The organism is Chryseobacterium sp. Leaf405 (genome assembly GCF_001425355.1).
In the GTDB taxonomy this organism is placed as follows: domain Bacteria; phylum Bacteroidota; class Bacteroidia; order Flavobacteriales; family Weeksellaceae; genus Chryseobacterium.
In genome coordinates this window covers 295,749-317,902 of record NZ_LMQN01000015.1, presented here as the reverse complement: position 1 = coordinate 317,902, position 22,154 = coordinate 295,749, and the positions used below count along the sequence as shown (strand labels likewise).

Annotated in this window: 19 protein-coding genes; 12 read left to right on the top strand and 7 right to left on the bottom strand. The window is 34.7% G+C overall.

Annotation, left to right across the window (positions count from 1 at the left end; translation table 11 throughout):
• Positions 1-38 precede the first annotated feature (38 nt).
• Positions 39-578 carry a gamma carbonic anhydrase family protein gene (locus ASG22_RS11210; protein WP_055984234.1) on the bottom strand — a complete coding sequence of 180 codons (540 nt, stop codon included), beginning with the start codon at positions 576-578 and terminating at the stop codon, positions 39-41.
• Positions 579-744: 166 nt separating this feature from the next.
• On the opposite strand from ASG22_RS11210, the gene ASG22_RS11205 reads away from it, so the two are divergent.
• The 5 genes from ASG22_RS11205 to ASG22_RS11185 all read left to right on the top strand — a co-directional run bounded on the left by ASG22_RS11205 (position 745) and on the right by ASG22_RS11185 (position 3,853).
• Positions 745-1,623: a NifU family protein gene (locus ASG22_RS11205; RefSeq protein WP_055984231.1), complete on the top strand. Its 879-nt coding sequence runs from the start codon at positions 745-747 to the stop codon at positions 1,621-1,623.
• Between the two features lie 11 nt (positions 1,624-1,634).
• A complete protein-coding gene (locus ASG22_RS11200) occupies positions 1,635-2,075 on the top strand; it encodes a hypothetical protein (RefSeq protein WP_131726188.1) in 441 nt (146 codons plus the stop codon).
• A 2-nt stretch (positions 2,076-2,077) separates the two neighbouring features.
• On the top strand, positions 2,078-3,100 hold the full coding sequence (hemH, locus tag ASG22_RS11195; RefSeq protein ID WP_055984226.1) for a ferrochelatase: 1,023 nt from the start codon (positions 2,078-2,080) through the stop codon (positions 3,098-3,100).
• A gap of 259 nt (positions 3,101-3,359) precedes the next feature.
• Positions 3,360-3,587 (top strand): hypothetical protein, encoded by a 228-nt coding sequence (locus tag ASG22_RS11190; protein ID WP_055984223.1) that lies wholly within the window; start codon positions 3,360-3,362, stop codon positions 3,585-3,587.
• A gap of 5 nt (positions 3,588-3,592) precedes the next feature.
• Positions 3,593-3,853 (top strand): hypothetical protein, encoded by a 261-nt coding sequence (locus ASG22_RS11185; RefSeq protein WP_131726187.1) that lies wholly within the window; start codon positions 3,593-3,595, stop codon positions 3,851-3,853.
• Between the two features lie 89 nt (positions 3,854-3,942).
• Here ASG22_RS11185 and ASG22_RS11180 read toward each other — a convergent pair whose 3' ends face one another.
• Complete coding sequence (locus tag ASG22_RS11180; protein ID WP_055984216.1) at positions 3,943-5,154, bottom strand: type IX secretion system plug protein domain-containing protein; 1,212 nt, start codon at positions 5,152-5,154, stop codon at positions 3,943-3,945.
• A 129-nt stretch (positions 5,155-5,283) separates the two neighbouring features.
• Here ASG22_RS11180 and ASG22_RS11175 point away from each other — a divergent pair, with 129 nt between their 5' ends.
• Both ASG22_RS11175 and ASG22_RS11170 read left to right on the top strand, forming a co-directional pair.
• Complete coding sequence (locus ASG22_RS11175) at positions 5,284-5,922, top strand: MBL fold metallo-hydrolase (RefSeq protein ID WP_055984214.1); 639 nt, start codon at positions 5,284-5,286, stop codon at positions 5,920-5,922.
• 8 nt (positions 5,923-5,930) lie between these two features.
• Entirely contained in the window at positions 5,931-6,518 is a 588-nt protein-coding gene (locus ASG22_RS11170; RefSeq protein WP_055984209.1) for a leucine-rich repeat domain-containing protein, read from the top strand.
• A 68-nt stretch (positions 6,519-6,586) separates the two neighbouring features.
• Here the strand turns inward: ASG22_RS11170 and ASG22_RS11165 are convergent, their stop codons facing one another.
• From ASG22_RS11165 to ASG22_RS11155, 3 genes are read right to left on the bottom strand one after another with little or no spacing between them, the layout of a single operon-like run.
• Positions 6,587-9,031: a TonB-dependent receptor gene (locus tag ASG22_RS11165; protein WP_055984206.1), complete on the bottom strand. Its 2,445-nt coding sequence runs from the start codon at positions 9,029-9,031 to the stop codon at positions 6,587-6,589.
• 21 nt (positions 9,032-9,052) lie between these two features.
• The gene (locus tag ASG22_RS11160) at positions 9,053-10,531 is read right to left on the bottom strand and encodes a trehalase family glycosidase (protein ID WP_055984203.1); all 1,479 of its coding nucleotides are present in this window, start codon (positions 10,529-10,531) and stop codon (positions 9,053-9,055) included.
• A 2-nt stretch (positions 10,532-10,533) separates the two neighbouring features.
• Complete coding sequence (locus tag ASG22_RS11155; protein ID WP_055984200.1) at positions 10,534-11,763, bottom strand: MFS transporter; 1,230 nt, start codon at positions 11,761-11,763, stop codon at positions 10,534-10,536.
• A 122-nt stretch (positions 11,764-11,885) separates the two neighbouring features.
• On the opposite strand from ASG22_RS11155, the gene ASG22_RS11150 reads away from it, so the two are divergent.
• Positions 11,886-12,788, top strand: coding sequence for an AraC family transcriptional regulator (locus tag ASG22_RS11150; protein WP_055984197.1), 903 nt, complete (start codon positions 11,886-11,888; stop codon positions 12,786-12,788).
• A gap of 536 nt (positions 12,789-13,324) precedes the next feature.
• On the opposite strand, the gene ASG22_RS11145 is transcribed toward ASG22_RS11150, so the two are convergent.
• Complete coding sequence (locus ASG22_RS11145) at positions 13,325-13,882, bottom strand: thioredoxin family protein (RefSeq protein WP_185113816.1); 558 nt, start codon at positions 13,880-13,882, stop codon at positions 13,325-13,327.
• 150 nt (positions 13,883-14,032) lie between these two features.
• On the opposite strand from ASG22_RS11145, the gene ASG22_RS11140 reads away from it, so the two are divergent.
• The 4 genes from ASG22_RS11140 to ASG22_RS11125 all read left to right on the top strand — a co-directional run bounded on the left by ASG22_RS11140 (position 14,033) and on the right by ASG22_RS11125 (position 20,984).
• On the top strand, positions 14,033-14,629 hold the full coding sequence (locus tag ASG22_RS11140; RefSeq protein ID WP_055984192.1) for a TetR/AcrR family transcriptional regulator: 597 nt from the start codon (positions 14,033-14,035) through the stop codon (positions 14,627-14,629).
• A gap of 366 nt (positions 14,630-14,995) precedes the next feature.
• A complete protein-coding gene (locus tag ASG22_RS11135) occupies positions 14,996-16,156 on the top strand; it encodes an efflux RND transporter periplasmic adaptor subunit (RefSeq protein ID WP_055984189.1) in 1,161 nt (386 codons plus the stop codon).
• Positions 16,157-16,195: 39 nt separating this feature from the next.
• A complete protein-coding gene (locus ASG22_RS11130) occupies positions 16,196-19,369 on the top strand; it encodes an efflux RND transporter permease subunit (protein ID WP_055984186.1) in 3,174 nt (1,057 codons plus the stop codon).
• A 202-nt stretch (positions 19,370-19,571) separates the two neighbouring features.
• Entirely contained in the window at positions 19,572-20,984 is a 1,413-nt protein-coding gene (locus ASG22_RS11125) for an efflux transporter outer membrane subunit (RefSeq protein WP_055984183.1), read from the top strand.
• Positions 20,985-21,174: 190 nt separating this feature from the next.
• Here the strand turns inward: ASG22_RS11125 and miaA are convergent, their stop codons facing one another.
• Entirely contained in the window at positions 21,175-22,095 is a 921-nt protein-coding gene (gene miaA / locus ASG22_RS11120; protein ID WP_055984176.1) for a tRNA (adenosine(37)-N6)-dimethylallyltransferase MiaA, read from the bottom strand.
• Positions 22,096-22,154: the final 59 nt, after the last annotated feature.

Genomic DNA, 22,154 nt, shown 5'->3' with positions numbered 1-22,154 from the left:
TACTTATGAGGCAAAATTCACCATTCATTATTTGACATTTATATTTCTTCAACCGTTTTCACATTCTCTTTATACCAAGAAGAATATTTTACATAATTATCAGCAATTCGGTTAACCTCACCTTCTAATAAAGCCGAAGAAATATCTTTAATTTTTCTTGCCGGAACACCGCCCCAAACTTCCCCAGATTTTATATGAGTTCCCTGTGTAACTACAGAACCTGCGCCTACAATAGAATTTTCTTCAACCAGACAATCATCCATTACGATAGATCCCATTCCAATTAAAACATTATCTTTTATGGTACATCCGTGAACAATGGCATTATGACCGATGGATACATTATTTCCAATATTTAAAGGATGTTTTTGGTACGTACAGTGCAACATTGCATTATCCTGAACATTTACTTTATTTCCCATTTTAATATAGTGAACATCACCTCTTATCACTGCATTGTACCAAATACTGCAATCTGTTCCCATTGTAACATCTCCGATGATGGTAGCGGTTTCTGCCAAAAAAGTATTTTCACCAATTTGTGGTGCTTTGCCTAAAAGTTCTTTTATAAGTGCCATATTTTTAGATTTGAAAATATTTTAATATGATTTGAAAATGAGTCAATTTAAAAAATCAATTTTTACCTGATAATTTCTAAATGATACCGATAGCAAAAATCTAACTCCCAATCTCTGACTCCTAATTTCTAAATCCGTATTTTTGTATCTCAAATTTAACGAAAAAATGCATACTATACTTATAGAGCCGACCGAAAACCCGAAAGTGATGAAATTTGTAGCCGACTACAACCTGATTCCGGGATCTTTAGAGTTGGACAGAGATTCAGATATTTCCGAAATTCCATTGGCACAGGAACTTTTCAATTATCCTTTTGTTGAAAGAATTTTCATTACAGCTAATTTTGTGGCAGTTGCAAAACAGGATACCATGGAATGGGAGCACGTTGTTGAAAGCCTGAAAAATGTAATTGAAGACGAATTGTTGGCAAATCCCAGAATTTATCTTCAGAAGAAAAAAGAAATGTATCAGGTATATGCAGAAATGACTCCGAATCCGAATGTGATGAAGTTTGTTTCCAGCAAAATGCTTTTAGATGGTTTTGTGGAAGTAAAATCAAGAGATCAGGCAGAAGGAGTTCCTTTAGCACAGGCTCTTTTCAAAGAATTTGATTTTGCTAAGGAAGTTTTTATTTCAGATAACTTCGTGGCTGTAACAAGGGACAATTCTGTAGAATGGCATGAGGTAATGATGGCTGTTCGCGCTTTGATTGCCGAACATCTTCAAAGCGGAGGAGAAATTTCAAATATTGAAGCTCAGAAACACGAAAATCCGGTTGAAAAAATCATCAACAGGGAATATACAGATGATGAGCAGAAAATCTCTGACATTTTAAACGAATATGTTGCTCCGGCAGTAGAAAATGACGGTGGAAAAATTTCTTTAATGGAATACGACAAAGAAAATAAAACAGCAAAAATGCTTTTACAGGGCGCTTGTTCAGGTTGCCCAAGCTCAACTGCTACATTAAAAGGTGGAATTGAAAGTATTTTAAAACAATTCGTACCGGAATTGGTTGAACAGGTAGAAGCTGTCAACGGATAATCTCATCACTTATGAGAATATTTCTTCTTTTAATATGTTTAGGTTTGAGTCTTTTTTCATGCAAAAAAGAACCTCAGCTGAATGATGGAATTCATGACGATCTTGTAGAAATGAATGTTGCAAAAGACAGCATTCAGAAAATGGATCTTATTCTGGAAAAACTCAACAAGAAAAACACAACTTTTCTTGATTATTATTTTCATAATTATTACGAATTAGATCATGAGGTAAATGCGGAAATAAAAAAATTAAAAGGAGAAGAATTTGTATATGATTCCGGTGAAGAATATCAACAATTATTCACAAAAACAATGATCCAAAAAGGCAATCAATATTTAAAATCTTTAGGAATGACCGAAGAGGAAGAACATTTTGCTCTGGAACTTTATATTTTGCGTTTAAAGAAAAAATATGGTCCGACAATTGATGAAAGACTGAGAAATCTAAATTAACAATGAAGGGAATTCTATTAGTAAATCTGGGATCGCCAAGATCTACGGAAGTAAAAGATGTAAAGGAATATCTTGACGAATTCCTGATGGACGAGAAAGTAATCGATTACCGATGGATTTTCCGTGCATTATTAGTTCGTGGAATTATTCTAAACACAAGACCTGCTAAATCTGCCGAAGCGTATAAAACAGTTTGGACGGATGAAGGGTCACCCTTGATTGTCATTACTCAGAAAATTCAGAAAAAACTTCAGAAATTGGTTGATGTTCCTGTGGAAATCGGGATGAGATATGCTCAACCGAGTATTGAAGCGGGAATTCAGAAATTGGTTGACCAAGGAGTTACTGAAATCGTACTTTTCCCATTGTATCCGCAATATGCGATGAGCACAACGGAAACGGTGATTGACAAAGCAGAAGAAGTAAGAAAAGAAAAATTCCCGAATATAAAAATCAATTACATTCAGCCTTTTTACAACAGAGATATTTATATCGATTGTCTAGCAGAAAGCATTAAGGAAAAACTTCCTGAAAATTTTGATGCGCTGCAATTTTCTTATCACGGAGTTCCAGAAAGACATATATACAAGACAGATCCTACGAAAACCTGTAATTTAAACGATTGCTGTTCTCGTGAAAACAATCCGAGCCATCAGTTTTGTTACCGCCATCAATGTTTTGACGTTACCAATTCTGTGATTAAAAAATTAGGATTACCGAAAGAAAAAGTAATGGTAACATTCCAGTCAAGACTGGGGAAAGATAAATGGATGGAACCTTACACCGACGAAACTCTTGAAAGCATCGGTAAAAAAGGCATCAAAAATCTTGCGATTGTCTGTCCTGCTTTCGTTTCAGACTGCCTGGAAACTTTGGAAGAAATTTCTGTGGAGGGAAAACATCAGTTTATGCACGGAGGCGGAGAAAATTTCCATTACATTCCCTGTTTAAATGATGAAGACCGTTGGATCGAAGTAGTAAAAACGCTTTGTGAAGAAAAACTCAATGAATTTTATTTAGTTTAAAATATACAATAACCTTCGGAAACGGAGGTTATTTTTTTATTAATACATTTTATTGTCAAAATGAACGAATTTGATTAACAAGCATTAAAAAAAATAAATAAATTCAAAACACCCCCCCCTAAAAATTCAAATAATTTTAAAATAAAATATAATCTCAAACAAACACCCCTATTATTTTAATATAAAATTTGGAAATTTAAATATTTTTCATACCTTTACCTCATCAAAAGAACACAAGTAACCTTAAAATTTTAAAGTGATGATTGCAACAGCCGAAATTTTAAAAACTAAGATCGAAAACTTCAGTCCGGAAATCTTAGAAGCATTTGCGAAAATGGTAGAAAGCTTTGAAGTGAAAAACCAATCTGCAATTCCTCAATTTCAGGTAGATGAAGTTTTGTACAGAATTCAGTTTCACAATGAGAATCCAAGAACAAAATTAGATTTTTACGAAAATATTTCTGAGCTGCAAAAGAACTGTGCATAGAAAAAATGAAAGTCCTCCTCTCTTCTATCGCAAAAAATGACATAAGACTTCTTATGCGTGTATTTAATGCTGAAAAAGAAAAAAAAGGAAACGATTTTCTTGAAGATTTAAAAACTTCTATCAACGAAATCATCCAACGAACAGAAAACCAAGAAACCAGACATAAAGAAGTCACCGTAAAAACCATGGAAGATTTTCCGGTGAATATTCATTATATTTTTGAAGATGAAGGAAGCCTGCTGGTAACGGCTATTTTTAAGATTTAAGATTAAATAATTTACAAACTTCCAGACTATTTTTATATTTGAACCTTACAGATTTTTCGTCTGTAAGGTTTTTTATTTTCCAATAAGTTTTACCTCACAGGCGTCCTGAATTCACCATACCCCATCAATCCATCATAATTTCTACCAAAAGGCGCATAATATAAGAATGCCTGATAAAGATTATCCGTCTGCCAGAAATTTCCGTTAACTTCTCCGAAATTCAGACTTCCGTTAGCTTCTTTTGTTGCCAAAATATAGTTATAAAAACCTTGTTTTAAAAAGATTTTCGCTACATATTTTTTAGCTGTATCATCATATTGCATCTGATTTTCTTTAGTGGGTATAAAATTATTAAAACCTCCCAAAACATAAATATCTTTATCTACAGGATCGGAATCCAAAGAAAAATAAACCCACGAATAATCTGCTTCTCTCGTCGCATCTCTTTCTCTTCCTAAGTCATTTCTTCTGTAATACCACGCTCCGTTAACGTCTGGCTGATATTGGTAATTCAGAGGAAAAGCCCACACAGGATGAAGATACGTTTGATTCACTCCGTCTTTTACCTCCGTCGCACGCACCATATCTGCTGCCATGTTCATATTTTTGTTATCAAAATAATAAAACTCATTATTTCCGGGAAACACTGAACTCATCTGTTGGAAAAGTAATTGATTTCCCATCGTTGTACTTGGTTTTAAATTGTTTACCGTAACATTTGGATTATTATTCTGCATGACATTCAGTGTCATAGAATTAATGTTGGACGACAAGTCTCCCCCTTTCGAAACTGCCTTCACTTCAATTCTTTGGTTAGCATTTGGATTCCTTGCATCTGCAAATCTTGAAACATTCAAAGCTAATGTTGCCGCATCTTCTACCAGATAAAATCTTCTTTTGAAAAGAGGCTTGTCCGCAGAATCTTTGTAAATAATAATTTCATAATTCCCTGAAATTTTCGGCTGAATTTTATCGTTAGGAAATGTTAATGTATAATGCGTATAAGGCTGCAATGTATTGAATGAATACTGAAATTTATCCAATAAAGCATTTAAGCTTCCATTCGCAAATTCAGTAAAAAACAGATTGTCATCTTCCCAGTTTCTGTTGTAATGTTTTATCGTATATCTGTAAATCTCACTTGCATTGGTAAGATCATCAAAACTTAAAACCAACTGTTGATTTAAATTAATGACAGGTGTTTCGTCGTTCGTCTGAGGATTAAACAACTGTATACTCTGGATATTTTGTCCAAAAACTAATCCGCCAAGAGAAAGTAAAAATAGTCGCAATGTTTTCATTATGACGAAGATAACGAAAAATCATTTTTAAACACTAAAAGAAGCTGATCTTTATAGATAAAAATTATCAAACTGTTTTTAAAGCAAAACTTTTGTTGCTACATTTGTTTTAATTAAAAATATTCAGATATGCTTCAGATTCAAGGTTTCGTATTCAATTTTGCGAGCGAAAATACGTACATACTTTACAACGAAAATAAAAAAGCATGGTTATTTGATCCGGGAAATATGAACGAGCAGGAAACCAAAGCCATCGAAAATTTCATCACAGAAAATGAATTAAAAATCGAAAAAATACTTTTAACCCATGCTCACATCGATCATATTTTAGGTTTGCAGTGGGCTTTTGACACGTATAAAGTTCCGGTAACGATGCATCAGGATGATAAAGAAATTCTGGATATGTTTCAGGTCAGCGGAATGAGATTTGGTTTCGAACTTGACCATATTAATGTGGATTTAGAATACATAAACGAAGGCGATGAGCTTGATTTTGAAGGCAAAAAATTCAAAATTTATCATGTTCCGGGACATTCTCCGGGAAGCGTTGTGTATCATAATGAAAATCAGAAATTCATGATTTCGGGTGATGTTTTATTTGAAGGAAGTATCGGAAGAACCGATCTTTACAAAGGAAACCACGAGCAGTTAATCGACGGAATTAAAAACAAGCTTTTTATTCTTGATGATGAGACACAGGTTTTCTCTGGTCATGGAAATCCTACGAAAATTGGTTTCGAGAAGCAATATAATCCGTTTTTTCAGTAAAATTAAAAATGCGTCTCTTTAAAAAAACTAAATTCTCGTCATTAAACGATGCAATTCAATACCCAAAAGATTGCAAAAAACTAAGTCTAATATTTATTGAATACAATCTAAAGGATAAAGGTAATATCTTTTCACAATTCATAAATTTAAAAGTATTGGAAATTCAGGCTCACCCCTCTATTTATAATTTGGATGATTTTGAACTTCCGGAAGAAATTGCTGGATTAAAAAAATTAAAAAAGATTTGGCTTCTGAATCTTCCATTCAAAACTTTTCCTGAATGGATAGTCAGTATGAAATCATTAAAATATTTAATGATCAGAGGAAATGATATAGACACAATTCCAGATTCAATATGTGAGTTAGATAATTTAAAAACACTCCGTATTGAAAATTGTAACCTAAATAAATTACCTTCAACATTAAATAAAATGCAAAATCTTATAAGCTTAGGACTTAGCGATACAAAACTAACAGACTTGCACCCTAATTTATTTCCCAATAATTTAAAAGAAATAAACTTAGCTGGTACAAGAAGGTTCAAAGATGATGATTTAGAACACTTAAAAAAAGTAATGAGAAGAACTAAAATATAATTATCACAAATAAAAACCCGTCAGAAAATTTCTGACGGGTTTATCAATTATATGAAAAAATTAATTTGTTAAAAATCCAATGTAACCGAAGCTCTTACAGCAGCACCCATAATTGGTCTTGCCATTCTGATGTCTCCAGCTCCAGTTAATGGAGATCTTGGATCACCTTCTGTAATTCCGATGGTATTGAAAATATTGGTTCCATCAACCGCAAAACGGATTTTTCCTAACTGATACGAAGTTCCAGCTCCGAATTCTGAGAACGAAGGCAAGGTATTTTTTTCCGTATTTGCCTCATCCTGAAAACGTTTTCCGTAATAATTCATGCTTACATACGCTCTCCATTCTTTTGTGATATTCACCGCAGGGGAAATATTAAAGTAGAATTTCGGCATTCTTCTTACGGCATTTCCATCGTAATCAAATGTAGTTCCGTCAACATTTCTTCCGGTAAAATCTTTGTATTTAGGATCCTGAATGGTTCCGTTGAAAGTCACTTCCAATAAATTATTGAACAACCTTGCGTAACCTTCCAATTCTACCCCCATATTCGTTGTGTTAGCGAATTTATTTTCAGAAGTTCCATCAGAAAAAACATCGGTAAACGAAAGATTTTTCAATGTAGAATAGAATGGAATCACCGCCACATCAAATGTTCTCGAGTAATATTTGTACCCAACTTCTATCTGGTTGGTCGTTACAGGCTTTATCGCTGATAAGTCTGCCATATTGTTGTAATATGCTTCTTCGTTCGGAGACCTGAAACCATTAGAAAAACGCGCATATACGGCATTTTCTCTGTTGATTTTATAATTCAATGCAGTGGTGAAAGAAACTTTATTCACATCATAATTCCAATAGGTATATTTATTTCCCAACACAGACATATTATCATCCGCAGTTGTAGTAGAAAAACCATGAGTTCCGTCTGTCGTTAAACCTGAGTTATTTAGATTTCCGGTCGTTGTACTTACACCATATCCTTTATAGAAATCACGGCTGTAACGAATTCCTCCGTTAAAGCTTAAATCTTCTGTAATATTATAATCTAAATTTAAATAAAGATCATTCAGACTTCCCTGAACCTGAGAGTCTCTCAATAAGAAAGACATATCGGTAACTCCGTTGTATGTTTTTGAATATCCGACACTATTTGGAGCCAATGAGGTCTCAACCAGATTAAGAAGTTCCGGTTTGTCTGAAGCTGTTGTTAAAATATTACTCCAGTTCCAGTTTTGATGAGATTTCCAGCTGGATTTATAGAAACCTGCCGTTACATTTCCTTTGTCGAATTTATAGTTTAACTGTAAATCATTCACAAAGTTATTCATCTGTTTATCAATCGCCCAAAATCCTAATTTCTGAACATACGCAGGGTTTACGATTGCACCGTTGCTCACCAAAGAGTACTGATAATTATTTCCCGTAATTCCCGCTTCATCAGCAAAACCAGCAGCAGTCTGAGGTCCTCCTGCAGGGAAAATTCCCGTATAATTCATGTTGATATTGGTATATCTCGTTTTATTTACAACAGAGAAATTATTTCCGAGATCGTATTTGAATTCAGCTCCTAATACATCAACTTTCGGATGAATTCCGTCTTCTAAATTTCTGCTGAAAAATCCTCCACCCGCTTGTGGAATATTCAGCTGACTGATATTTCTATAGCTATAAGTCCCGTAATTCGGATCAAAACCTGAGAATTCTTTCAGATCATTTCCGTTCTGAACCAAAGGAATCGGAAGGAAAAATGTATTTCTATCATCCAGTTTTTTATAGTATACTTTTGCATATCCTTTATCGAAAACGTATTTCAGATTCATCCTGATCTGTCCGCCCTGATTGGCTTTAAAACCCGTTTTTCTGATTCCGTCATCTGATCTGTAAAAACCTCCTACGTTGAAGAATAATTTATCCTGAACCAAAGCTCCACCCAAATTTACATCGGTACGCATCAATCCGTAGGTACTCGTTTCCAGCTTCGCCGTTCCTTTGAAATCGTTTGAACCTTCTTTCGTAATAAAGTTAATCAAACCTCCCGGAGAATTGGTCGCAAAAATAGAACCCGAGCCACCTCTTAAAGCTTCTAATCTACTCACAGAATTATCGACACGGAAGAAATTATCCGCATTGGCAAACTGCAAAGCTCCGTCTTCAAAAACCGGAAGTCCATCTTCTTGAACCTGTACAAATTCATACGCTCCCGCAGAAGGAATCCCTCTTGCGAAAAGGTTGTTACCAACTTCCCCACCTGATGTTTCAACCGCAAAACCAGGAACTCTCTGCAACAATGCCGCCGCACTAATCGGGTTTTGTTTCTGAATTTCCTTTGCAGTGAAGGTAGAAATCGCCGTACTTGATTCGATTTTTGGTTTTGGTTTGGAGTTACCCGTAATAACTACCTGTTCGATAGATGCAGATCTCGTAGAGTCCTGAGGAGTTTCCTGAGCGTATGCATTATTAAAGTAAAGTGTTGCAATTCCGGCAAGCAAAAAGATTGATTTTTTTTTCATAGCCTTTAATTATAGTTAGTTTTAATTATTTTTCAATTTAAGATACACACCGTTCGTCCATCCGAAGCCATCCTGATTGGGATATTCACCACCTCCGGCAACAGTTTCGATGTCTAAAGCATTATATTTTTCCATTAATTTCCCAGTGTTGTTGTAAACTCTTTCCAAATTAATACACCAGTTATTCTTAATTTTTTCTGCTAAATCATCGAAGCCATAGTTTTTCATGGATTGAAAACCGAGCCACTGATAAGGTGCCCAGGCATTCGGAAGATCCCATTGCTGTCCCGAATTTTTGGTAGTGGTAACCAATCCTCCCTGATAGAGAAATTTTTCTTCTATATTTTTGGCGATAGCTTTAGCCTGTTCATCACTTGCCAGACCAAGGAATAAAGGATAAAGAGCAGCAATATGTTCAGACGGTGTTGTTGTATTTTTTTTAGTATGATAATCTTTATATGTTCCAGAATTTTCATCCCAGAAATAGGTATTGATCATCTGTCTTCGATTTCCCGCTCTTTCTGAATACAATTCTTCTTTTTCAGACAATTTTTGAAGTGATGAAGATTTTGCCAGCGTATTTTCTAAATGCCATAAAAGACAGTTCAGATCAACTTGAGCTAAATTCAAAGTTTCAATTGTCTGTATATTTTCACCGTCCGCAAACCATCTGCTGGAAAAATCCCAACCCGATTCACATGCACTTCTGACGTTCCTATAAAATTCTTTTCCTGCATTTTCACTGTCTTCAATATCAATTAAATAACTTTCAGGACGCGGTTCGTTTTCTGCATCAAAATACCTGTTTAAAACATCTCCTTTTGTAGTTTTCACTACTCTTTTTATGCTTAAACCATTTTCTAAATCTTTTTCACCATCCATCCAGAAATCATATTCTTTTTCTAGTGTGTCGTGATATTTGATGTAAATATTTTCATCTTTCGTGGTTTCAAAAAGTAAATCAAGCATCAACGAAAAATACGGTGGCTGAGAACGACTTAAAAAGTGAGTTCGGCTCGCATTCGGTACAAATCCTACGTTTTGAATCAAATAAGAACAGTTTTCAATGATATTTTCCATCATTTCCACTCTTCCAGAAACCTGCAAACCCAACATGATAAAATAACTGTCCCAATAGAAAAATTCGTTAAAACGACCTCCCGGAACGATGTAAGGTTTTGGAAGTTTCAGTAAAGTTCCTTTTTCTTCATAAGCCGTTCTTGTTAGTTCATCCCAAAGTTTTTCGATGTGTTCGTTAATAGACAACCGAGTTTCTCTTGTAATAGAAATCTTCGCTCCTAAAAAATCAAAATTCGACAGAACGAATTCTTTTAAATTAAATCCTTCTGTAATTTTTTCTTCCTCATATTTTGAATTAATTTCCTCAATCGGAAATAATGGAACTGCATCGGTCATCATTTTCTGATCTTCAAAAACCTGCGATCTTTGAACATCATCAAAAAGAACCTGAATTTCGTTGATATATAACTGTTTATTCATCTTTATTTTTTAGGATTTATTTTTAATTTATTCATAATAATTGCAGAAACAATCAATAATGAAAGTGGAATTAATGAAAGGTAAAATGCCTGCTGTCCGCTAAATTCCTGAAATACAAAACCAGTAATTATAGAGCCTATTGTTCCTCCGATTGCAGAGAAAACCACAATTAAACCAGACATTGCACTGTGTAAATATTTTGGAATTGACGCTAAAATAACAGAATTGATACTCGGATAAATTGGTGCTAATAATCCGCCCATCAAAGGAAATAAATACACAACAAGCGGAGCATTTAACCACGTTGTATTGACATCAATAAGAGTATTATGCGTTAACGGCAAAACCAGTAAAATGCTTATTGCAAAACCAATTACACAACAAGAAACGACGTAAATCCAACTAAATTTCTTAGAGAAAAATCCAGATAAGAATCTCCCCAATGCAAAAGCTCCCGCCAAAACCGCTCCTGCCTGAATACTCATTGAAGTCGGAACTTTTAAAATTTCTTTATAAAAAGTCGGCGTCCAGGTTTGAAAACTCTGTTCTACTAAGACGAAAAGGAAAGCGCACAACAAAAAGAACAATACTTTTTTATAACTGAATAAACTGATACTGTTTTTCAAGTCTCCCAATAAATCTGTTTTTTCACTTTTTGCTTCATTTTCATTCAGTTTTGTGAAGAATAAAAACAAAAAAGATAATGTTGAAAGTCCGCCTAATACCCAATATACATTCAGCCAATGGGTTGATCTCGGATTCTGGTCATCAATAAATAAGCTGAATAAAACATTTCCCATTAATACGCCGATCATGAAAAACCCTTCCAGATAACCCATAAAACTTGAATGTTCTTTATCTGTATCCGTCACCAATCCTATAGAAGTGAAAACGGAAATTTTAATTAAAGCAAAAGAAATCCCGACAATCGTAAATAGCAATTTAAAAAACCAAAAATCGTTGGCAAAAGGCATTACAAAACACATACAGCTCACCAAAAGCAAACCAATTAACATTGATTTTTTGATTCCGATTTTTGGTAAGAATGATGCTAAAATAAACGAACAGATCGCAATCGGTAAATCTTTAAAACCTTCCAACACACTTGCAGAAGATTTTGTAATTCCGAAGTTTTGCTGCATTTGTAAAATCACCGTTCCTACAGAATTCAAAAGAATTGCAAAAACAAAATAATTTAAAAATAAAACCGCCTTTATGTTGAAATTTTTCATGAATTAATTTCTTGTTGGCTAAGATAAAAGCATTTCACTTAACGTTAATTTAACATCATAAATCAATATTTGAACTATATTAATATAATTATTATTTTAGTCGATAAAATATCATTAACTGAATGAAAGTCACCTTTGAACGGGTAATCCCTGATGAAAAGAGCTCTTTCCGCACGATTCACAACAACTCGCCTATCTCAGAATTCAAATGGGAGTATCATTATCATCCCGAAATTGAGCTCGTATGCGTGATTTCCGGGAGTGGAACCCGTCACGTCGGCTATCACAAAAGCAATTATACGAATGGCGATTTGATATTAATTGGTTCCAATATTCCGCATTCCGGATTTGGTTTGAATTCTATTGATCCGCATGAAGAAATTGTATTACAGTTCAAACAGGAAATCTTACAGTTTCCTGAACAGGAAGTGGAAGCGAGATCTATTAAAGATTTATTGGAACTTTCGAAATATGGTATCAAATTTCACAGGAGAATCAAAAAAACAATGATTCCAAAACTAAGACTGATGCTCGAATCTGAAGGCTATAAAAGATATTTGATACTGCTGGAAATTCTATTTGAACTTTCACAATCAAAAGATTATGAACTTTTGAACAACGAAATCATGCCATATACGATCATTTCAAAAAACAAGACAAGGCTTGAAAATATTTTCACCTATGTTGAACATAATTACGATAAAGAAATTGATATTGATGATGTAGCAAAGCTGGCAAATCTCACATTACCTGCTTTTTGCAATTTTTTCAAAAAAGCTACTCAGATTACTTTTACAGAATTTGTAAACCGATACCGTATTAACAAAGCATGTTTATTGATGGCGCAGGATAAAAGTATTTCAGAATGCAGTTACAGTTGCGGTTTTAATAATGTTACCTATTTCAACAGAATGTTTAAAAAATATACAGAGAAGACACCATCTGAATTCATTAAAAATTTCTCTCACAATAAAGTAAATGTAGATTTTGTGGAAAAAGAAACAAAAATCAAAACAAGTTTTTAATTTTAAACAGTTATCAACAAAAATGATTATTGTAAATATGTGGATAACTTTTAAAATATATACATAACACACAGATTTTCAGAAATTAATTAAATTTATTTCAGAATAAATAATCCACAAAAATGATTTTTAATAATGGTAAGTATTCACTAGAAATTAGATTTTTTGCGTCAAATCCCATAAAATTGTTAGTTATCCACAACTAATTATGAATAAAATAAAAAATGAATGTGGATAACTTAAAATAAAAATCATAAAATACTAATTAACAGCATTTAAAATTCAAATTTAATCAACAAATAGAATTTATTTCAATTGTGAGTAACCAATAAAATCCTGATTTTACTATAAAATTTGAATAAAAAAATCATTTATCCACAAAAAACTGTTAATAAGTCTGTGGAAAACATTGTGGATAACTTTGTAACACACAAATTATCAATCAGTAAGAAACAAAAAAGCCGTTCATAAAAGAACAGCTTATTATTATTCAATCACAAATTGCCAATTGACAATCTGCAAAAATCGATTTATTATTATTTCCACTTAATATTGCAACCCATGCTCGGTCTTTGAATTTCTTCCTGTGGTTCGCCCAACAAAAGATTTTCGAAAGCAATAATTAAATCTTCACCAGTAACATCTTTATGATTTCCAGGTCTTGAATCATCCATTTGTCCCCTATAAATAAGATCTAATTTCTCATCAAAGAAAAAGAAATCCGGTGTACAGGCTGCGTCATACGCTTTTGCGATGGCCTGGCTTTCATCATATAAATAAGGAAAATCAAAATTTCTTTCAATCTGGAATTCAATCATTTTTTCCGGAGAGTCTGCAGGATATTTTTCCGCATCATTTGCATTGATGGCAATAAACTCAATTCCTCTTTCATTATAATCTTCATACAATTCGTTCAATTTATCGATCACATGAAGAACAAACGGACAATGGTTGCACATAAAGATCACCAATGTTCCTTTTTCTCCTTTCAAGTCATCCAATGACTGAATTTCGTTAGTTTTTGATGGGTTTGGAAGCTCAAAAAACGGTGCTTTTGTACCCAATTCTATCATATTTGAGGGAGTATCCATAATTTTTTATTTATCCGCAAAGATAAAACTTTCTTTTATTAATAGTCTATACAGCATTTTATAAACTTTAGTTAAAAGTTAAAGTTTACATAATATTTGGAAGATATGTTCAAAAGTTTGTAGTTTTGCTAACACTGTTAGTAAATAAAAATCATGGGTTTACATGAACGTCGTCAACGAGAAAAAGAATCTATCCGTACCAATATTTTGGACGCAGCTTTTTCCTTGGCTAAAACCGAAGGTTGGGCTTCACTTTCCATGAGAAAAATTGCCGATGCCATAGAGTACAGTGCACCGGTAGTTTACGATTATTTTGAAAACAAAGAAGCGATTTTATATGAAATCTCATTAAATGGTTTTCATTGTTTGCACATAGAATTGTTGAAAGCTCAGCAAGAACACGACACTCCGGAAGAGCAATTGAAAGCTATTGTGGATGCTTATTGGAAGTTTGCATTCAAAAACAAAGAGTATTATCAATTGATGTTCGGATTGGGAATGCAATGCAGCGGAAAAGGGATGATGAAAGAAGAATTTTCATCTTTCCAGGATATGCTGTATGAATGCACGTTAGAAATTATTAAGAAAAAAGGATCAAACCAAGCCAATGCCTGTCACTCGTCACACGCTTTATTTTCAGCGGTGCACGGGTTGATTTCCATCATGATGATGAGAAATGATGATATTCCTTCTACGATGAATAAAACAACTCTTGATGAAACAGTTTCTGCTTTCATTAAGTCTTTGTAAAATTTTTTTTGACTTAAAAATTAACACCGTTAGGAATATTAACATGAATTAATTTAAACTATTCATTAAAAAAATTAAAAACCGTAAAACTGATTATGTAAAATTTAAAAATTAATTATAAAGCAATTTTTTTTATTTTTATAATTAACACTGTTAGAAAAAATAACACATGCTACATCTCATCTTTATATACTTAACCAACATTAAAAAAAAATTCAATTATGGAAACGCCGATTTAAGATCGAGTATTAAGAATTCTGTAATTTTTTTTGAACTTAAAATTAACACTGTTAGAAAAATTAACGGAATTTATTTAGGAAACATTATTATTTAATTTAACACTTCATTAAAAAACTTAAACTAAAAATGAAAATACCTGGAAAAATAAGGTTTATCGTACTTATATCAAGTATTATCCTTTTACAAAACTGTACAAAAGCCGCTGAAGGAGGAAACATGGCTCCGCCAGCTCCCGAACTGCCAGTTTATACCGTGACTACCTCTCCAGCTACGACATATCAGGAATTTCCGACTGCTTTGGAAGGAAAAAACAACGTAGAAATCAGATCACAGGTTGATGGCTATTTAGATAAAATTTACGTGGAAGAAGGCGCTTACGTAAGAGCCGGACAGCCTTTATTCAAAATAGATTCAAGAGCGTACGGAGAGCAGATGAATATGGCAAATGCTAATTTACAAGTTGCCAATGCGAATATTCAAAAAGCAAAAGTTGAGGTAGACAGACTCCAGCCTCTTGTTGCTGCGAAAGTAGTTTCTGATGTACAATTGAGAACCGCAAAAGCCAATTATGCAGCCGCAGTGGCAGCCGCTTCACAAGCGAAAGCTTCCGTTGGTGGTGCAAGAATTAACGTAGGATTTACAACTATTACTGCCCCGGTGAGCGGATATATTGGAAGAATACCTTACAAAAAAGGAAGTTTGATTTCAAGAACAGATGCCAGTCCATTGACTTTATTATCAGACATCAGCGAAATTTATGCGTACTTCTCTTTGAGCGAACTTGATTTTATTGCTTTTCAAAACAAATATCAAGGTGCAACTTTAGAAGAAAAACTGAAAGACATGCCAATGGTAGAATTGGTAATCGCAGACAACAGTATTTATCCTCAAAAAGGTAAAATGACTATTGTAGACGGACAATTTGATAAAACAACAGGCGCAATCAGTGTTCGTGCCGTTTTCCCAAATGCAAACGGAACATTGAGAACAGGAAATACCGGTAGAGTTCGTATGCCGCAATTAATGTCGAATGCATTGATTATTCCACAGGAATCAACATTTGAAATTCAGGACAAAACTTACGTTTACGTTGTCGGAAAAGACAATAAAGTAACAAGCAAACCCATAACAATATCAGGAAAAACTGAAAACTATTACTTTATTTCCGAAGGTGTAAAACCGGGAGAAAAAATAGTTTATGTAGGATTGGGCAGCTTAAAAGATGGAGCTTCCATTAAAGCTAAACCTATTTCTTCTGACAGTTTGCTTAAAGCAAAACCTTTATAATTCTTTCAGAAACAGAAGACTTAAAAAAATAAACTTCTTATGTTAAAACAATTTATAGAAAGACCGGTACTTTCAACGGTCATCTCCATAATACTTTTATTATTGGGGGCATTGTCCCTCTTTAATTTACCCATTGCCCTCTTTCCGGATATTGCCCCACCAAGTGTGCAGGTAACTGCCTTCTATCCGGGAGCGAATGCGGAAGTGGTAGCCCGTTCCGTAGCAACACCTATTGAAGAAGCCGTAAACGGAGTTGAGAACATGACCTACATGACTTCCAACTCAAGTAACGACGGAACAATGACGCTGAGCGTATTTTTCAAGCAGGGTGCAGATGCAGATAATGCAGCGGTGAACGTTCAGAACCGTGTATCCAAAGCTATGAGCCAGCTTCCTCAAGAGGTTGTTCAGGCTGGAATTTCTACGCAAAAAGTTCAGAACAGTATGATCATGTTTATGGGATTATCAAGTGACGATCCAAAACAATATGATGAACTTTTCCTTCAGAATTATTTGAAGATCAATGTTATTCCACAGATTCAGCGTATTCCTGGTGTTGCTCAGGCGCAGGTTTTCGGAACAAGAGATTATTCCATGAGACTTTGGTTGAAACCGGACAGATTAGCAGCCAACGGACTTTCTCCACAGGAAGTTTTGAATGCCGTAAAAGATCATAATCTGGAAGCCGCTCCCGGTCGTTTAGGTCAGGGAAGTAAAGAAACTTACGAATATATCTTAAAGTATAAAGGTAAATTAAATAAAAACGAAGACTACGAAAACATTGCCATCAAAGCGAACAGCGACGGTTCTTTCCTAAGACTGAAAGATGTAGCAAGAGTAGAATTCGGTTCTTATACGTATACAGCAGCTAACAGAGTGGATGGTAAGCCCGTTGCCGGATTTGCCATCCTTCAAACTGCAGGTTCAAACGCCAATGAAATCCTAACAGAAATTGAAAAACAGGTTGAACAGATGAAAACTACTCTTCCAAAGGGAGTTGAGCCTATCATCATGTACAATTCTAAAGATTTCTTAGATGCATCCATTCATCAGGTAGTTGAAACACTGGTTATCGCATTTATTCTGGTATTTCTTGTTGTATACATTTTCCTTCAGGATTTCAGATCTACATTAATTCCAGCGATTGCGGTTCCTGTTGCGATTATTGGTACTTTCTTCTTCCTTCAGTTGTTTGGATTCAGTATTAACATGTTGACATTATTCGCATTAGTCCTCGCCATTGGTATTGTCGTGGATGATGCAATTGTAGTGGTAGAAGCCGTTCACTCTAAAATGGAACATACAGGAATTCCTGTTGAAAATGCAACTAAAGAATCGATGAGTGAAATTTCCGGTGCGATTATTTCCATTACGTTGGTAATGTGTGCTGTATTTATTCCGGTTGGTTTCATGCAGGGTCCTGCAGGAGTTTTCTACAGACAGTTTGCCTTTACACTGGTAATTGCCATTATGATTTCTGCGGTGAATGCATTAACGTTAAGTCCGGCTTTGTGTGCTATGTTATTAAATGATCCTCAGGGTGAACATGGTAAGAAGACAGGTTTTGGAGCTAGATTTTTCAACGCATTTAATGTGAGCTTCAACAACATGACAAGAAAATACATTTACAGTCTTAAATTTTTAATTAAAAATAAATGGGTGGCCATAAGTGGTTTAGTAGTGCTAATTGCTGCAAGCGTTTTCTTGATTAAAAAAGCACCGTCAGGATTTATTCCTACAGAAGATCAGGGCTTTGTTTTATATGCCGTGAATACCCCTCCCGGAAGTTCATTAGACAGAACGCATATCGCAACAGAACAAATTGATAAAGTTATCAAAGGTGAAAAAGCGACCAATCACCTTTGGGTAGCAGATGGTTTGAATTTCATCAGTAATGCCAACGCTTCTCCTTATGCTGCAGGTTTTATCAAACTGAAAGATTATGAAGAACGTGGTGATATAAAAGATCCAGATCAGATTGCAGCAGGCTTAACGGGGAAAGTAGCACAGGTAAAAGATGCCAATGCATTCTTCTTCAACTTCCCTACTGTTCAGGGATTTGGTAACGTTTCCGGTTTCGAATTTATGCTTCAGGATAAGACCAACGGTTCTTTCGAGCAATTGGGAACTACTACCCAGGCATTTATCGGAGAATTAATGAAACGTCCGGAAATTGCATTTGCCTTTACAACGTATGCAGCAGGAAATCCTCAGTTTACGATTGATGTAGATTCAGATAAAGCCAATCAGTTGGGAGTTTCGATCACAGAACTAATGCAGACCATGCAGATTTATTACGGAAGTAGTTTTGTTTCAGATTTCAACAGATTCGGGAAATATTACAGAGTAATGGCTCAGGCAGATATTCCGTATCGTAAAGATGCAAATTCTCTTGAAGGAATTTATGTTAAAAATAAATCGGGCGAAATGGTTCCTGTAAAGACTTTATTGACTTTAAAAAGAAGTTTCGGACCTGAAACAGTGACAAGAAACAACTTATTTAACGCTGTGACGATCAACGGAACTCCAAAACCTGGTTACAGTACCGGAGATGCAATTAAAGCAGTGGAAGAAACTGCACAAAAATCACTTCCGAGAGGTTTCGGATATGAATGGACCGGAATTACAAGAGAGGAAATCAAAACAAGTGGGCAGACAACTTTTATCTTTATGCTAAGTATTCTGTTTGTATATTTCTTACTGGCAGCTCAATATGAAAGTTATGTTCTTCCGTTTGCCGTTATTTTAACAATTCCGACAGGGATTTTCGGGGTATTTGCTTTCACGGGATTAGCAGGAATTGACAATAATATCTACGTTCAGGTAGGATTAATCATGCTCGTTGGGTTATTGGCGAAAAATGCGATTCTGATTGTAGAATTTGCCGTACAGAGAAGAAAAGCAGGAAAATCGTTGATTGAATCTGCGCTTCAGGCATCAAGATTACGTTTAAGACCGATTTTAATGACATCTTTCGCCTTTATCGTGGGTATGCTTCCGTTGGTTTGGTCTCAGGGTGCAGCAGCAAAAGGGAACCACTCAATTGGCATCAGTACGGTTGGAGGAATGTTTACAGGCGTTGTATTCGGAATTTTCATTATTCCTGTGATGTTCGTTATTTTCCAGCATTTGCATGAAAAAATGCCGAGCAGAAAAAACAAAAGACTTCAAAAACAAAAAATGGAAGCAGAACATTTAGCTGCTGCCCATTAATAAAAATGATTAGCAAAACTTTGAGAGTACAATAGAGAAGCAAACTATTCAAACTAATATCATAAAAAAGCAAAGCATTTTCTCCTACTAAAGACATCTTTGCAAAAAAAACTTCTCAAAGTTTTGCAGTCAATTAAAAGTTAAAAAATTATGAAATCGCCAAGATTACATAATACCTTTTAATAAAAATAAATATTTACTTATGAAAAGAATAACAAATATTATCATCGCTTTTGGATTGGCTCTAGGTTCAGTCTCCTGCGTGTCGAAACTGGCATACAAGGAGCCTGAGTTAGAGCTTCCCGAAACGTTCAAATATACGGCAACTGCCGATACAGCAAGTGTTGCCAATCTGGAATGGAAACAGTTTTTCAGCGATCCGATGTTGCAGAATTTAATCGAAAAAGGGATTAAAAACAATTACGATTTGCAGATTGCTTTAAAACAGGTTGCTTCTTCACAGGAAAAACTAAAACAGGCAAAATATCTTCAGTATCCTGATGTAGGTTTCGGTGTTTCGGCACAGATGTCAAAACCTTCAAAAAACAGTATGAATGGGCAGAGTTTGAACCTATTTTTAGGAAAAAGCTATGTTGAAGATTATAATGCAGCATTCAATCTTTCTTGGGAAGCTGATATTTGGGGGAAAATTAAAAACCAGCAGGAAGTTTCAAAAATGCAGTATCTGCAGACTTATGAAGCAACAAAAGCAATTCAGACACAGGTTGTTGCGGCAATTGCGCAGGGATATTACAATTTACTGATGCTTGATAAACAATTACAGATTGCAAAATCGAATTTAGAATTAAGCACCAATACCCTTTCTCTTACACAAAAATTGTGGCAAAGTGGTGATACGACTTCTTTGGGGGTTCAGCAGGCAACGGCTCAGAAGCAGTCTACAGAATTATTAATCACTCAGCTGGAGCAAAATATTGCCATTCAGGAAAATGCCTTGAGTATTTTGGTGGGTGAAAATCCAAATAAAGTTGACAGAACGATTGAAATGTCTGATACTTCTTTACCACAAGATATTTCTGCAGGACTTCCGGCAGCAATGGTGAGCCGTCGTCCGGATGTTCGTCAACAGGAATTGGTGTTGCTGGAGTCTAATTCGATCGTAGGAATTGCACAGGCAAATATGTATCCTTCATTGAAAATCACAGCAAACGGAGGCGTAAATTCATTTAAAATTGATAACTGGTTCCAGATTCCGGCTTCATTGTTTGGTTCTGTTTTGGGAGGATTGACTCAGCCTATTTTCCAGAAAAGACAATTAAAAACAGACTTAAATGTAGCTAAAATCCAGAGAGAGAAAAACGTACTGGCATTCCGTCAGTCTGTTTTAAATGCAGTGGGTGAAGTTTCTGATGCATTGGTTTCTAACGAAAGCTTAAAAGTTCAGGAACAGAAAGCAGCCGAACAGGTGACAACTTTAAAAGACGGAATAAAAAGTGCCGAAATGCTGTATAAAGGTGGAATGGCAAACTATTTAGAAGTAATAACAGCTCAGGGAAATTCTCTACAGGCTGAATTGAATCTTGCGTCCGTAAAAAGACAGAGATTGAGCAGTATTGTAGATTTATACCGAGCGTTAGGAGGCGGTTGGAAGTAGTAAATTTAATTATATTGTTAATGGAATGCGGTCTTTCGGGATCGCATTTTTTTGTTATATTCTGTTGAAAATATGCGTTCTGTCATTCTGAACGAATGAAATATAGTGGAGAGTCTCTAAAAATGAGACTGAGATTCTTCCTTAGTCAGAATGACACCAAACTATAAAATATTCTTAATGGTTCAAAAAATTACTTTTGAAATTGTTCATTAATATATTCAATCAAACCATCAAAATCATCCTGCGAATATCCCAACTGCAAATAATGAATATCATCCGCTTTACGATACCAGGTTAATTGACGTTTTGCATATCTTCGGCTGTTTTTTTTAATTTCAGAAACCGCAAAATCCAAATCCCATTCTCCATCATAATATTTGAATAGTTCCGAATAACCAACCGTATTTAAAGCAGTTAAATGTTTAAATTTTTCAAGGCTTTTTGCTTCTTCCAACAAACCTTTTTCCATCATCATATCCACTCTTCTATTAATTCGGTCATACAAATCTTCTCTTGGCGCTTCAATTCCAATTCGAATGGTATTAAAATTCCGTGAGTCTTGGGAAACAGCAATTAATTCAGAATATTTTTTATTCGTCTGCCAAATAATATCAATGGCGCGTAAAAGTCTTCTGTGATTGTGAAAATCTACTACTGAAAAATATTCAGGATCAAGTTCCTTTAAGATTTCCTGTAATTTCTCAATGCCTTCATTATCCAGAATTTCCTGAAGTTTATTTTGATTCTCTTCATTAGCTTCCGGCAAGTCATTCAACCCTTCAATCAACGCTTTTTCATACATCATGCTTCCGCCAACCAGAATGACTGTATCATATTTTTCAAAAAGGTAGTTAAGTTTTTTTAAAGCATCTTCTTCATATTGCCCGATCGAATAATATTCCTGAACTGAAAGATTTCCTATAAAATGATGAGGTGCTTCCGCCAATTCTTCCTGTGACGGAGAAGCGGTTCCAATTTTCATTTCACTAAAAAACTGTCTGGAATCACATGAAACAATTTCCGTATTGAAATATTTAGCCAAATCAATCGCCAATCTCGTTTTACCAATTCCGGTGGGCCCTACAACAGAAATTAAATTTTTATTTTTCACAGCGCTAATTTACGAAAATTGATTTTTTATTTTTAAGAGATTCAAAAGTTAAAAAAAGT

What these genes read in the sequence shown, in the direction of transcription:
- ASG22_RS11210 (WP_055984234.1), bottom strand. Translation starts at nt 578, where the DNA reads ATGGCACTTATAAAAGAACTTTTAGGCAAAGCACCACAAATTGGTGAA.
- ASG22_RS11205 (WP_055984231.1), top strand. Translation starts at nt 745, where the DNA reads ATGCATACTATACTTATAGAGCCGACCGAAAACCCGAAAGTGATGAAA.
- ASG22_RS11200 (WP_131726188.1), top strand. Translation starts at nt 1,635, where the DNA reads ATGAGAATATTTCTTCTTTTAATATGTTTAGGTTTGAGTCTTTTTTCA.
- hemH (WP_055984226.1), top strand. Translation starts at nt 2,078, where the DNA reads ATGAAGGGAATTCTATTAGTAAATCTGGGATCGCCAAGATCTACGGAA.
- ASG22_RS11190 (WP_055984223.1), top strand. Translation starts at nt 3,360, where the DNA reads ATGATTGCAACAGCCGAAATTTTAAAAACTAAGATCGAAAACTTCAGT.
- ASG22_RS11185 (WP_131726187.1), top strand. Translation starts at nt 3,593, where the DNA reads ATGAAAGTCCTCCTCTCTTCTATCGCAAAAAATGACATAAGACTTCTT.
- ASG22_RS11180 (WP_055984216.1), bottom strand. Translation starts at nt 5,154, where the DNA reads ATGAAAACATTGCGACTATTTTTACTTTCTCTTGGCGGATTAGTTTTT.
- ASG22_RS11175 (WP_055984214.1), top strand. Translation starts at nt 5,284, where the DNA reads ATGCTTCAGATTCAAGGTTTCGTATTCAATTTTGCGAGCGAAAATACG.
- ASG22_RS11170 (WP_055984209.1), top strand. Translation starts at nt 5,931, where the DNA reads ATGCGTCTCTTTAAAAAAACTAAATTCTCGTCATTAAACGATGCAATT.
- ASG22_RS11165 (WP_055984206.1), bottom strand. Translation starts at nt 9,031, where the DNA reads ATGAAAAAAAAATCAATCTTTTTGCTTGCCGGAATTGCAACACTTTAC.
- ASG22_RS11160 (WP_055984203.1), bottom strand. Translation starts at nt 10,531, where the DNA reads ATGAATAAACAGTTATATATCAACGAAATTCAGGTTCTTTTTGATGAT.
- ASG22_RS11155 (WP_055984200.1), bottom strand. Translation starts at nt 11,763, where the DNA reads ATGAAAAATTTCAACATAAAGGCGGTTTTATTTTTAAATTATTTTGTT.
- ASG22_RS11150 (WP_055984197.1), top strand. Translation starts at nt 11,886, where the DNA reads ATGAAAGTCACCTTTGAACGGGTAATCCCTGATGAAAAGAGCTCTTTC.
- ASG22_RS11140 (WP_055984192.1), top strand. Translation starts at nt 14,033, where the DNA reads ATGGGTTTACATGAACGTCGTCAACGAGAAAAAGAATCTATCCGTACC.
- ASG22_RS11135 (WP_055984189.1), top strand. Translation starts at nt 14,996, where the DNA reads ATGAAAATACCTGGAAAAATAAGGTTTATCGTACTTATATCAAGTATT.
- ASG22_RS11130 (WP_055984186.1), top strand. Translation starts at nt 16,196, where the DNA reads ATGTTAAAACAATTTATAGAAAGACCGGTACTTTCAACGGTCATCTCC.
- ASG22_RS11125 (WP_055984183.1), top strand. Translation starts at nt 19,572, where the DNA reads ATGAAAAGAATAACAAATATTATCATCGCTTTTGGATTGGCTCTAGGT.